7 protein-coding genes are annotated in these 13051 nt (G+C 40.8%); 3 read left to right on the top strand and 4 right to left on the bottom strand.

What is annotated here, in order from left to right; translation table 11 throughout:
• On the bottom strand, nt 1-1234 hold a 1234-nt coding region (locus JWR87_RS00540; RefSeq protein WP_297814544.1), incomplete at its 3' end, for a hypothetical protein.
• A 1316-nt stretch (nt 1235-2550) separates the two neighbouring features.
• Between JWR87_RS00540 and JWR87_RS00535 the strand changes: the two genes are divergently transcribed.
• The 3 genes from JWR87_RS00535 (at nt 2551) to JWR87_RS00525 (ending at nt 8851) form a co-directional block, all read left to right on the top strand.
• Complete coding sequence (locus JWR87_RS00535) at nt 2551-3666, top strand: efflux RND transporter periplasmic adaptor subunit (protein ID WP_297814543.1); 1116 nt, start codon at nt 2551-2553, stop codon at nt 3664-3666.
• A 284-nt stretch (nt 3667-3950) separates the two neighbouring features.
• Entirely contained in the window at nt 3951-7121 is a 3171-nt protein-coding gene (locus JWR87_RS00530) for an efflux RND transporter permease subunit (RefSeq protein ID WP_297814542.1), read from the top strand.
• 305 nt (nt 7122-7426) lie between these two features.
• A complete protein-coding gene (locus JWR87_RS00525; RefSeq protein ID WP_297814540.1) occupies nt 7427-8851 on the top strand; it encodes a TolC family protein in 1425 nt (474 codons plus the stop codon).
• Between the two features lie 600 nt (nt 8852-9451).
• Here the strand turns inward: JWR87_RS00525 and JWR87_RS00520 are convergent.
• The 3 genes from JWR87_RS00520 to JWR87_RS00510 all read right to left on the bottom strand — a co-directional run bounded on the left by JWR87_RS00520 (nt 9452) and on the right by JWR87_RS00510 (nt 12332).
• Nucleotides 9452-10114 carry an isochorismatase family cysteine hydrolase gene (locus JWR87_RS00520; RefSeq protein ID WP_297814545.1) on the bottom strand — a complete coding sequence of 221 codons (663 nt, stop codon included), beginning with the start codon at nt 10112-10114 and terminating at the stop codon, nt 9452-9454.
• Nucleotides 10115-10569: 455 nt separating this feature from the next.
• A complete protein-coding gene (locus JWR87_RS00515; protein ID WP_297814539.1) occupies nt 10570-11397 on the bottom strand; it encodes an alpha/beta fold hydrolase in 828 nt (275 codons plus the stop codon).
• A 68-nt stretch (nt 11398-11465) separates the two neighbouring features.
• A complete protein-coding gene (locus JWR87_RS00510; protein WP_297814537.1) occupies nt 11466-12332 on the bottom strand; it encodes a helix-turn-helix domain-containing protein in 867 nt (288 codons plus the stop codon).
• Nucleotides 12333-13051 lie beyond the last annotated feature (719 nt).

Here is a 13051-nt window from a genome sequence, read left to right as displayed (position 1 = left end):
CATTTGCTGCTATTCTCTTGTTTTCATTCTCTTGTGCTAACCGTTTCGTCTCGTTTTCCTGCGCTAATCGTGCAGTTTCCTTCTCCTGTGCAAGTCTTTTAGTCTCGTTCTCCTGAGCTATTCTACTAGCTTCTTTATCCTGAGCCAATCTTGCAGTTTCCATTTCCTGTGCAAGTCTTTTAGTCTCGTTCTCCTGGGCTATTCTTCTGGCTTCTTTATCCTGAGCTAGTCTTGCTGTTTCCTTTTCCTGTGCAAGTCTTTTAGTCTCGTTCTCCTGGGCTATTCTTCTGGCTTCTCTATCCTGAGCTAGTCTTGCTGTTTCCTTTTCCTGTGCAAGTCTTTTAGTCTCGTTCTCCTGGGCTATTCTTCTGGCTTCTCTATCCTGGGCTAATCTTGCAGTTTCCTTTTCCTGGGCTATTCTTTTAGTCTCGTTCTCCTGGGCTATTCTTCTGGCTTCTTTATCCTGAGCTAGTCTTGCTGTTTCCCGCTCTTGAGCTAATCTGGCTGTTTCCCGCTCTTGAATTAATCTTACCCTTTCCCTTTCCCGGGCCAGTCTTTCACTCTCTTGTGCTTTTTTCTTTGAATCGTCATTTTGACTTTTTATTTCTGGTTGCTTTTGCTGTACTTGTTGAGTTTCCGGTTTTGCTTCTTTCCTTGCATTTTGATTTACAGGGTGGCTTAAAGGCAAACTATTAACATTGTTTTGAGCGGTGGTTGAGCCAGCGGAAACTGAGTTAACTGTAGCAGCACTTTTCACTGTAGACTTATTTGAACTTTCTATTGCATAATCAATAACCCTTAATTTTTGCCTTACAAAATCTTCCTGAGACCTAACTGGCTTTAACGCCAGAACCTGGGCGTAATGCACCTTTGCGCTGTCATAATTCCTTTGCATCACCTCGTTCTGCGCCAAATTTAATAGTATGTTAATATCCGCTTTTCTCTTAAGATCGAGGTTGTGCAGCCGTATTTCTTCCATTGATTTAATGGTATTAACCACATTATAGAGCATTCTTATGGCAGCGGGATCGCTCGGTCTTAAAGCAACAGCTTGGGTATATAATGTCTTAGCTGTTTGAAAATCTTCCTTAACCACAGCAGTAGCAGCTCTTGAAAGAATGTCCTCAAAACTTCCCGGTGTTGCAGCTTTAATTAACGAATCGTCCTTAACGTCTTGTGCTACAAGTACAACTGTTGGCAGAAGGATCAGAATAAGAAATAAAAATTTTTTCATCTGTAGAAATTATATGAAATATTATAAAAAATTAGCAATTAAGATCGAAATAAATATGCGGTAAAAATACTTAAGATACTTCTCCCACCACTTCTACAAAGTATAAAAAAAACTGTATTTTTTATACTTCGACAGTTATACACATCTAAAAATTCAAAGATATCATTTGAAAAGAGTAGAAATTGTGAAAATATGTTTTAGCCAATACAAATCTTTACCCGTTACAGCTTTAAGTAGTACTGCTTAACCAACTTTCTTTTTTTTAAAACCAAAATTACAGTGCGACTTTTTTTATTGCAAGCAGTTCTGCAAAAGACATAAAGACGTTTGCTTTTGGAGCAAATGAAGCCGTGATACAAGGACCCATTCGTTCCTCATCATGTGGTTATGCATACCGGAGAAAACGAACAGGGGGGTAAGAAAATACCAGATATGGCGAGGTTAGATCTGTAACTTAAGTTAATTATAAGTTTAAAAAATATGGCCCGAAGAACAAAGAACCATCAATAGTAGATGTAACAGAACCTAATGCCTATTTATTTCACGTAATACAGTTATATTTTCTAACAGTTTCAATATCAGAAACTTCGTCTTGCCAATCCTCTATCAACCGTGGTGGTACAGGTGTTTGCATTTTACATCATTACTCATCCATATACCTTTATCCAGATCTTATCATTCTAACAGCAACTCAAAAATAATTTTTACCATTCCTGACACCTTCCTAATTTTGCGGAATAGTAAGAGTGGTCAAAAGTTGAAAGAAAAGAATGGATAATTCTACAAAGTCTAATTTATTGTTCTTTTTTCTCGTGTTGTTTCTATTTTCTTTTACGCCAAAAGATAAAGAAATACACGTCCAGTCTGCTGCCCCTAATTCTTTTTCTACCAGTTCAATCTCTTTCTATTGCCTTTCCGGAAGTTCTGTTTTACAACAGCAGACACTTAATTGTGCTGAGAATATTGTACTTGTAGCAAGGAGTCAAGGTAATGTGCATGTTAAAGACAAGTTGATTAAATACCGTAAAAAGTATAAAAGGACTTCCAATGTCTGTTCTGGTATAAGACCACCTGCAAAAGACCTGTCGCCGCTAATTTTCAATCTTTTTACAAAGGAGAGTTACACAACACCGCATTTTTTATCTCACCTACATCACTTTCTCTTTCGGCTAACTCCGTTTTAGGTCAATGACAAGTTTCTAAACTGTACTTATGACCTTTTAACTTATGTTATTTAAACTATTGCGAATCGTTTGAAATAGTTATGCAGGCACAATGGCCGTGCCGGATGATCGTAAATATTAAACCTATTAATCATGAAAATGAGATGGCATATTGCTATCCTTCTAGCTGTTATGGCAACCGGGTGTGCATTGGAAGAAAAGAAAGAAACTGTTGAGGTTGCTGAGGTTCCGGTTATTGAATTGGCAGCTGCTGATACCTCGCTACATAAGAACTACGTGGCAGACATACATGCCGAAAAAAATGTAGAGATCAGGGCGCGGGTAAATGGATTTCTTGAACAGATATATATAGATGAAGGCCGGCCGGTTAAGAAGGGACAACTCTTGTTTCGGATTAGCAATAAGGAGTTTATCAACGACCTGAATAAAGCGAGAGCAAATGTAGCAAGCGCAAGAGCTGCTGCCAGAATTACAGAGCTGGAAATGGAAAGGGTGAGAGTGCTGGTTGACAAAAAGGTTATTGTAAAATCTGAACTAGACCTCGCCATGGCACGGGTGGCTGATGCTAAAGCAAAAGTTGCTGAAGCCCTTACTACTGTTGATGATGCCCAAACTAAGATCGGTTACCTTTCTGTTCGCTCGCCATTTGCGGGTGTAATAGACAGAATACCTTTAAAGATGGGAAGCCTGTTAGATGATGGTACTTTGTTAACAACCGTATCAGATATCAGTCACGTCTATGCCTACTTTCATGTGTCGGAGAATGAGTTTCTGCAACATCAGAAATCAAGCACTGATAATCTGCAGGAAAATGAAGAGGCTAAACTTGTTCTTTCTGATGGTAGTACATATCCTCATGTCGGGAAAATAGAAACCCAGGAAGCACAATTTTCCGACAACACTGGTTCAATAGCTTTTAGAGTAAAATTTGGTAACCCGAAGAATGTGCTAAAACATGGGGCTTCCGGTAACATCCAACTCGTGACCGAACTGGATGATAGAATTCTTGTGCCTCAGAAATCAGTGCTTGAAATACAAGACAAGAGTTTTGTATTTGTCGTTGGACAAGATAACACAGTAAAGATGCAAAGCTTTACTGCGCAGTTACGCATTTCGGATTACTACGTGGTGAAGGATGGATTAAAACCGGGAGACAAAATAGTATATGAAGGTGTACAAAACATCCGCGACGGCGCACAAATAAAACCACGATTACAAACAATTGGAAGTATTGTGGCAGCAAAATAAGGTGCCCAACCTAAAGGGAGAAGAAAATTCGGACACTATATGGCGTGGTATGCTAGTCCTGTAGCCCTGGTAAAATTTTACCTGTGGAAAAGGCAGACCAGTGAGAATCTATAAGTACAAGTGAGTGACACAACGATGTTGATTAAAGCTTCTATGTCGGTTCAATCATGTCTTTCGTTTCTTATAGTGCTTATTTTAATTGCTTTTTTAAAACTATTATTCATCTTAATGCAAACGATACTAATGTTAGTACCGAGCGTTTGCACAATAAATAAACTAAGCAGATGGTAGAGACTTTTATAAGGAGACCTGTGTTGTCTCTGGTCATATCGCTGATCATTACGCTGCTAGGTGTGCTTGCCTTATTCAGACTGCCCGTAACGCAGTTTCCGGATATTGTGCCGCCTTCAGTTGTAGTAACGGCAAGTTACAATGGCGCAAACGCTGAGGTGTGTGAAAAAGCTGTAGCTACACCGCTGGAGAGAGCGATCAACGGAGTTCCTGGCATGACCTATATGAACTCAGTAAGTAGCAACAATGGGGTTACGCTTGTGCAAATAACTTTTAATGTAGGAACCGACCCGGACCAGGCAGCAGTGAACGTGCAAAACCGTGTAACAACTGTATTGGATGAATTACCGGAAGAGGTGATAAAAGCAGGAGTTACTACGGAAAAAGAAGTGAACAGTATGTTGCTTTACCTGAACATTATGAGTAAGGGCAATGATATGAATGAGGAGTTCATTTTCAACTTTACCGACATCAATGTGCTGCCAGAATTAAAGCGTATTGATGGGGTTGGTTTTGTTACAATCATGGGCAGAAGGGAGTACTCTATGCGTGTATGGCTAAAGCCTGATCGTATGCTTGCTTATAATATATCGAGTGAAGAGGTGATAGCTGCGCTGCGTCGGCAAAACATAGAAGCTGCACCGGGAGTGACGGGTGAAAACTCGGGTAAGGACAACCAGGTGAAACAATATGTTTTGAAGTATACCGGCAAGTTTAATACACCTGAAGAGTATAAGCAAGTTGTGCTGAAGGCTGAAGAAGACGGTGGGCTGGTTCGGTTAAAAGACATAGCAGATATTGAATTTGGTACAGTGAGTTATGATATGTCGTCTAAGACTGATGGAAGACCATCGGCGTCAATCATGATTAAGCAACGTCCCGGTTCTAATGCAAGGGATGTTATTAATAACATCAAAGCAAAAATGGGTGAGCTGAAGGAAACTACTTTTCCTCCCGGGATGGAATACAACTATGCATACGATGTATCGAGGTTCCTTGATGCAAGTATTAACGAGGTAATGCACACCCTTTTTGAGGCCTTTGTACTGGTGTTTATTGTTGTATTCATTTTCTTGCAGGATTTTAAATCTACCTTGATACCTGCTTTGGCAGTACCCGTTGCCCTTATTGGAACGCTTGCTTTTTTGCAACTTTTAGGATTTTCGATAAATATACTTACGCTCTTTGCGCTGGTTTTGGCCATAGGTATTGTGGTTGACAATGCAATTGTGGTAGTAGAGGCAGTGCATGTAAAAATGACGGAACAAGGGCTGGATGCTACAGAAGCTACTGTATCTGCAATGAAAGAGATAAGTGGTGCCATCCTCGCTATTACTTTAGTAATGTCAGCCGTGTTTGTACCTGTAGCGTTTCTATCGGGGCCAGTAGGCGTTTTCTACCGCCAATTTTCTTTAACACTTGCCATTTCTATTGTTATCTCGGGCATAAATGCATTAACGCTTACCCCGGCCCTTTGTGCTTTGATGTTGAAGCATACCCATGCCAGAAAGAAAAAGAATGTATTGGATAAGTTCTTTGCGGGCTTTAATAAGTATTATAATAAAACTGAAAGCAAGTTTGGTAGCCTGGTTAGCAGGATCGCAGTTAGAAAACCAGTGACCATTGCTATGCTGCTGTTCTTTCTTGTGGCTGCATGGGGCGCAAATGCTATACTTCCTTCGGGATTTATACCAACCGAAGACCAGGGGATGATTTATGTAAATGTTACCACCCCTGCTGGTTCAACCGTTGAGCGTACCGAAAAAGTGCTTGACCAACTGGAACTCGTGACAAAAAAAATGAAGTCGGTAGAAAACGTAAGTACACTGGCTGGTTACAGTTTAATGAGTGATATCAGTGGTGCATCATATGGTATGGCCATGATAAATCTTGCCCGGTGGGATGAGCGTGAACAATCGGTTGACGAAATGATTGAAGAGTTAAGACAAAAATCGAAACACATTGCTGATGCCTCTATTGAGTATTTTGCTCCACCGACGGTTCCGGGTTTTGGTAATGCCAGTGGTTTTGAATTGAGGTTGCTGGATAAGAACCGCGGAGGAGAAATGGCAAAAACAGCAGATGTGACACAAAAATTTCTGGATTCTCTAAAAAGTCATAAAGTACTTGCAGGAGCCTTCACCAGCTTTGACCCTAACTTTCCGCAGTACCTCATTCACCTTGACCAGGAAATGGCCGCACAAAAAGGGGTTAGCGTTGATAACGCAATGAGCACATTGCAAACACTGGTTGGCAGTTATTATGCTACAAACTTTATTCGTTTCGGCCAAATGTACAAAGTGATGTTGCAGGCTTATCCGCAGTATCGTGCCAAGCCCGAAGACATTCTTCAATTACATGTCAAAAATGAGCAGGGATTGATGGTACCTTATTCAACTTTCATAAAGATGGAACGGGTTTACGGGCCGGAGCAGATTACCCGGTATAACATGTATTCATCGGCAATGATCAACGGTGATGCCCGCAAAGGTTTCAGCAGCAGCGATGCTATCACTGCTGTGGAAGAAACTGCAGCGAAAGTACTTCCAAGAGGTTATGAAATTGAGTGGTCGGGTATGACACGCGAACAAATACTTTCAGGCAACCAGGCTGTTTACATCTTTATTATCTGCCTGGTGTTTGTGTACCTGTTGTTGGCCGCACAATACGAGAGCTTCCTGCTGCCGCTACCTGTTATCCTTTCGTTGCCAACCGGTATTTTCGGCGCCTTCCTTACACTGAAGCTTGCAGGTCTCGAGAACAATATTTATGCGCAGGTTGCCCTGGTCATGCTTATAGGTCTTTTAGGTAAAAATGCCATTCTTATAGTAGAGTTTGCCGAACTGAGGCGGCGAGAAGGTTACACTGTTTTAGAGGCTGCGAAATCAGGCGCCGTGTCTCGTTTGCGCCCTATTTTAATGACTTCGTTCGCCTTTATTGCGGGCCTTATTCCATTGTGTGTTGCTTCAGGTGCCGGCGCTTTGGGTAACCGGTCCATTGGTACTGCCGCAGCCGGCGGAATGTTCTTCGGAACCATTTTCGGTGTTGTACTTATTCCTGGCCTGTATGTCATTTTCGCTTCAATCGGTCATAAGAAAAAGCCTAAGCAACAAAAGCTACAGGTCGTTGGGCACGAGCACCAAATGAGCCATGAACCAGCATAGCGGTTAGATTTTTAACAGTAAAAACCATTAAGAATAAAAGAAATGATCTTGTTACCAGCGACAGCAATTCTAATGCACATCCTTGAGTCGTACACCTGTACTGCATCTAAGAGATTAGCTGGTTATGTTATTTGACATTGAAAGAATGCTATTTGGAGCATTGGAAGAAGCGTAGCGAGGAATGGCTCAACTGAGAATGTTCCTATTCTACCGCCAATCGTTCCAACTGGCATAGGGCTTCTGAAATGTATAGGTTAACAGTATGATCATAAATTAAAAAGCCCAATTAGGGCCGAGATATAAAAATGAAACGATCTATAAAAACACTTGTAATAATAGCATCAGCAACAATAACAAGTTGCTCAACAATAAAACAGGCCGGGCTGCCAAACGGGGTGCAGATACCAAAAGAGTTTACGCCAACGACTGACACTGCAGCTAACCCATTTGCAATAAAAGACTTTTTTGCCGATGCAACTCTTCAACGGCTCATAGATACCGCGTTAGCCAGCAATTATGATCTAAAGGTTGCGGTGCAACGAATAGAAATAGCGAGGGCGAATACACGTATTGCAGAGGCAGCAAGACTACCGGTCGTAAACGCAGTTATAGGCGCGGCAGTAGACCGGTATGGACAATACACAATGAACGGCGTAGGTAATTTTGATACCAACAAGTCGCCTAACATTAACAAAAAGCAACGAATTCCCACCCCTACACCGGATTACTTTTTAGGCTTCAGAAGCACGTGGGAAGTTGATATTTGGGGTAAACTTAAAGACCGCAGAAGAGCAGCTTATACAAGGTATTTGGCAAGCGAAAAAGGACGACAATGGCTGGCGACACAAATTGTATCAGAGGTGGCTGGTCGTTATTATGAGTTGTTAGCGCTTGACAACCAGTTGAGGATTATTGCCAGGAACATTGATCTACAAAAGAGAGGTTTGGAGATAGTAGAAGCACAAATGGCAGGAGGTCGCGCAACAGCCCTGGCTGTACGACAATTTAAGGCGCAGGTATTAAACACCCAAGGTGCGGAAATAGATATACGCCAATCAGTTCAAAGAACGGAAAACGAACTAAATAACCTGCTTGGCAGGTTCCCTGCCCCAGTAGCAAGAGACACATCTATAATCGCCAAAGTGGTACCGCAACAAATTGGAGCGGGTATACCATCGGAAGTATTGCTTAGAAGACCGGATGTACAACAGGCAGAGTTGGAGCTGATAGCGGCAAAAGCCGATATCGATGCCGCGCGAAAGGCTTTTCTTCCATCGCTTAATTTTAACCCTTATGTTGGGTTAAATGCTTTTAAAGCACCCCTACTCCTTTCCACAGGTTCAATTGCTGCCGGTCTTGCCAGCTCGCTTGCCGCACCGGTCATCAATCGCCGTGGAATTATGAATGGAGTAAATATTGCGAATGCTGAACAAGCGACCGCTTTTTACAATTACCAAAAAAACATAGTACAAGGTTACCAGGAGGTTTTGACCCAACTACAGTCAATAGAAAATCTTAAGAAAGCGTATCATCTAAAGGTAGAGGAAGTCGAGACGCTAACCGAAGGCGTTGCCACCGCAAATGACCTCTATCTCGCCGGTTATGCCAGCTACCTTGAGGTGATTGTAGCGCAGGGAAGTGTACTGCAAGCTGAGATGCAACAAACGAACATTAAACGTGAAATCTTTACTTCCATAATCAACCTTTATAGGGCGTTAGGAGGTGGATAAGGTTACGATGAGCAAGAGCAGCGATAGGGTCTTGACTAGGGAGTTAAGCGGGAGAGCAATCTATTGTCCGTCCGTATGTTTAGCAGGACAACTGTGGGCATACGGACGGACAATAGATTGCTTTGCTATTTGAAAAACTAATCTCCCTGTTTTTGCAGAAGTTACTTTCAATTGAACATCTTATCTACTGTCGGGTTGCATTTAATGCTTTTTGAATGTGTGCAAATTCGGCTTCTCTGTTACAACCCCAGTAAAATATGTACGGATAGCAATGTTACCCCCTTATATTACCATGAAAGTCTAATTTGGGGCAAGTCTAACAGGGAACCTCCATTCCGCCTGGTCTTCAGTATTAAACCAACCAAAGTTCAATTGAAAAACTTTTGTTGAAGATAAAAACAAAAAACCAAATAGATAACGTCCAGCCCGAAACCAAGGTTGATAGTGGTATGCTTCCAATTGCTCCAATGTCCAGCCTCACTATTGGCAATACTACTGTTGTGCCTTCATGCTGTTTTTAACAGCCGCGCCATTTGCTTTTCCTTCCATTATCGTTGTGCACTAGTGACCACTGTTAGCAGTATACTCTTCTCACGTCTTCTACTGAAGTTTTTGATTAGTAACACGGGTAGGCTCTTGAAAAGCATTTATAAAATCTTTAGAGTTTGAAACCCAACCCAATACTCTTTGAATTACTAAAAGCGATGCGTCATGATTGCTTCTGTGGAAACCATATCCAATCGGTTCGGCTACACAATCTTCGAGTACTATAGATGAATAGTCGCGGAACATCGCATCTCTCACAGTGGACTCCACACATACACTTGTAGTGCATCCCGTAATAATAAGATACTTTTTGCCTAATTGTTTGAGAACAGAATCTAATTCAGTTCTATAGAAGCCGCTAAATCTCGTCTTATATACGATAATATCACCTGTTTGTGGCTTTAGTTCGGGAATTATATCCGTGCCCCAAGTGTTACGAATCAAAATACGGCTTTTTAAACCATTGGGAGCATTAACGGTATCTCCAACATGAAACAGAAGATGTCTTACGCGGTTGGGCGATTCTTCACTTCCGAGGTCAGATAAATCATCTCGGAAACCCATTTTAAGATAAATAATTTGTAAGCCTGCCTCTCGGGCAGTTGCTAAAACTCTTGCGGTAGGGTTTACAACCTTTTGAATCATTGAAATATCAATTCCAGCCCTGTCCATCATTCCACCTTTGCTGCCAAAGTCATTCTCCATGTCAACTACAATAACAGCAATCCTTGCAGTGTCTATTGCAATCGATTCAGGTTTTGCTTTAATATGTATATTCTTATAAATTTTATTCGTGTCAATAGGTGATTTGGCAGTAACAGAAGACTTCCCTTTGTCATTATGGGTATTATCTATGTTGTCATTACATCCAACAAGAAGTAGTGCTAAAAAACGTATTAAAAAAAATTTTTCATAATAGAATAGTTTTAGTTACCACTAATGAATTTAAGGTGTCTGAAAGGGTTATTGCTAACGTGGACGGCTTGGCGTTGTTGGGATATTTGAAAACGTCAGCCCAAAACTAAAGCCAATATTTTTTAAAAGTTGAAGTTATAAACGGAAGCTAAATTATTAACGCCGCGCTGAAACCGAAGCTCATATCGAGCTACAGGCCAAATTACAACGTCCTGCCCCAATAATGCCAAACCCCTTGTTAGCGGTTCGTGTTTTACTTACTGGGTTACGGCAAGTGTTGATTGCTTATAAACGTCTCCCAATATCTCCACCAATTTATCCGGCATGGAGAAAAAAGGTGAATGGCTGCTTCTTAACCGGTAAATCTTTTTACAAGGAACGTTCGTTGAAATTTTTGTTTTGTCAAAATCTTTCGCGTCAGTGCATAAGAGGTAATATTTAGGTATGACACCATAGTTTTTCTCTGTCACACTCACGGGAGTTAGCTGTGTTGCCATTGGCTGTGCACCAAGATGTGCCTTTGCATAAGCAACATCTGCTTCCGAACAGTCATGATAAAGCAACTCCCTGACTTTATCCAAATCTAATGTAGTTGACTTTTTATCGGCTGAAAAAATCAAACTCTCGGCCAACGCCGCCCCTTTGTTCCCATCCGGTTTATTCGGGTACTTTTCCACCAGCGAAAAAACGGTTTCACCATTCTGGGGCATGAATGCATCAAGGAAAACAAGCGAGGAAACTTTTTCCAGTGTCAACCGTTCTGCTGCCTGTGCAATGGGTATTCCGCTGCTTGAATGTCCTAACAGGATAACAGAACCTTCTACACTATTTGCTGCGTCAACCACTTTGTTGACATAATCATCAAATGTTACTGAAGCGACAGGTGTTTTGTCTACCCCATGGCTTGGCAGGTCGATGGCTATTGCTTTTATTCCTTTTTCTTTCAGAAGAGGAAGGACTTTGTTCCAGCACCAGGCACCGTGCCAGCCGCCATGAATTAAGATAAATGTAGGACTTGTGGTTTGTGCAAATAATTGGGTTGTCATAAGTAAACTTACTAAGGTGAAGAAATAAATACGTTTCATAATTTAAAATTTGTAATACAAAATTGAAACGCAGAGAAAAAAGGGAGTGGTAAAAAAAGGACTTTTTTTTAAGGGTTTACAAAGGGGGCTGTAAACCTGTTTCTATAAATGCTTTTACTTAAGCCCAACACGCTTTCAGGAGATGTTTTTTCGAGGGAGTGAAGTTCGGCAGGAGTCAAACCGTTAAATTCTTTGTAATCTTTTGCAAGATGCTGATAGTCGGTGTATCCACATTGTAAAGCAATGGCGTTCCAGCTTTTGCCCGCAAAACAATTCCGTATATTATAGGCTCGGTTCAGTCGCAAGATTCTTGCATAAGTTTTTGGGTTGAGTCCAACCCTTTCTGCAAACTTCCGTTTGAATTGCTTGATGCTGTAGCAGGCTTGTTTTGCCAGCCCGTCCATTGACACATTGCCGTAATAGTGCTCCATCTGTCCGCACACCGCATCCAATAAAATTTTTTCCCTTTTTGACTTGTGAATGAGCCTTAAAGCGAATGCTTCAAGGATAGGTATTATTTCAGTATAATCCATTGCTTCATGCAATTGAGAAAAAGTGGACTGAACGGTCTTGGGAAAAATAATCGTTCCCTCCAAAAATTGATTTATTAATTCTGTTGCCGGTATACCGGTTAATTGAAATACAGCAGTTGGCTGAAAGACAATCTGAACATCAATGAAATCATGTTCCGTGAAATGGTTGACAAGAGACGTTTGTTGCGCTGTAAACAGGATGGAATCTGGTTGTAACTTGTCTTTATTTTTTGTTTCAATAAGGAAAGGTTTCTTCAAAAAAAAATGAAGCGTCTGTTCGGGTTTGGGTGGATAAGCTTTGTAGGGAACGGGTTGTGTGGGGTCAAAACAAAAATGAATAATGCGAAAGCATCTTACATACGACCTAAGTGCGGAGATAGGTAAAAAGTCCTGTAAAAGCATAAGTGTTTAATTCATTTTGTAATTAAAGTTACTAATACTTAGAAAGTCTGCCCTAACATTCTGACTAACGTTTAGGGTATTTGTGCAGGTGTGGTATCGGCAGCACTCATGCTGATTAAAAATATATTAATGCCGAGATGTTCGTCCGCCAATTTTAACGTCCTGCCACAATTTTATAAACAATGGTTAGTGGTAGTTTTTCTTCAGACTACTTTTTCAAGGTGATATTCTTCCTGGTAGTTCTGTTCGAAATTTATCATTCGTAATAATTTTAGCAATGAAAACAAGTAGTGAATACTGACTGCATAAAAAATTAAGTAATAGTACTCCGCAGGTAATCAAATGCTTCGATTCCACAATATGGTTAAACTTGTATTTGCAGTATCTGGAATAGAAAAAAATTAGTAAAGATTAGCAAGACAACTATCTTAAACAACAAGTTTATTTTTCTCATTTATCTCTTTTCGTTATTACGAATAAAGCTCTTAAAAATTGCCATTAACGTTAAGTGCTTATGAAGTTGTGGCATTTGAAAAACGTAGTTTCAATTAACCACAAAAGCAAAATAGATTTTGAGTTGAATGCTTAACGTCCAGCCACAATTTTATAAACACGATGGACTTGTTGCACAACTAGCAACTCTCACTATTTAGTAGATTAATCTTACTCGCGACGCTTGCATACTCGCATATTCCCTTTCAATGCTCTAAACTGTTGAT

This window comes from Segetibacter sp. (assembly GCF_025963695.1).
Lineage (GTDB): Bacteria > Bacteroidota > Bacteroidia > Chitinophagales > Chitinophagaceae > Segetibacter.
This window is presented reverse-complemented; position numbering and strand designations above follow the sequence as displayed.

Coding starts and splice junctions, on each gene's coding strand:
- JWR87_RS00535 (WP_297814543.1), top strand. CDS start 2,551: ATGAAAATGAGATGGCATATTGCTATCCTTCTAGCTGTTATGGCAACC.
- JWR87_RS00530 (WP_297814542.1), top strand. CDS start 3,951: ATGGTAGAGACTTTTATAAGGAGACCTGTGTTGTCTCTGGTCATATCG.
- JWR87_RS00525 (WP_297814540.1), top strand. CDS start 7,427: ATGAAACGATCTATAAAAACACTTGTAATAATAGCATCAGCAACAATA.
- JWR87_RS00515 (WP_297814539.1), bottom strand. CDS start 11,397: ATGAAACGTATTTATTTCTTCACCTTAGTAAGTTTACTTATGACAACC.
- JWR87_RS00510 (WP_297814537.1), bottom strand. CDS start 12,332: ATGCTTTTACAGGACTTTTTACCTATCTCCGCACTTAGGTCGTATGTA.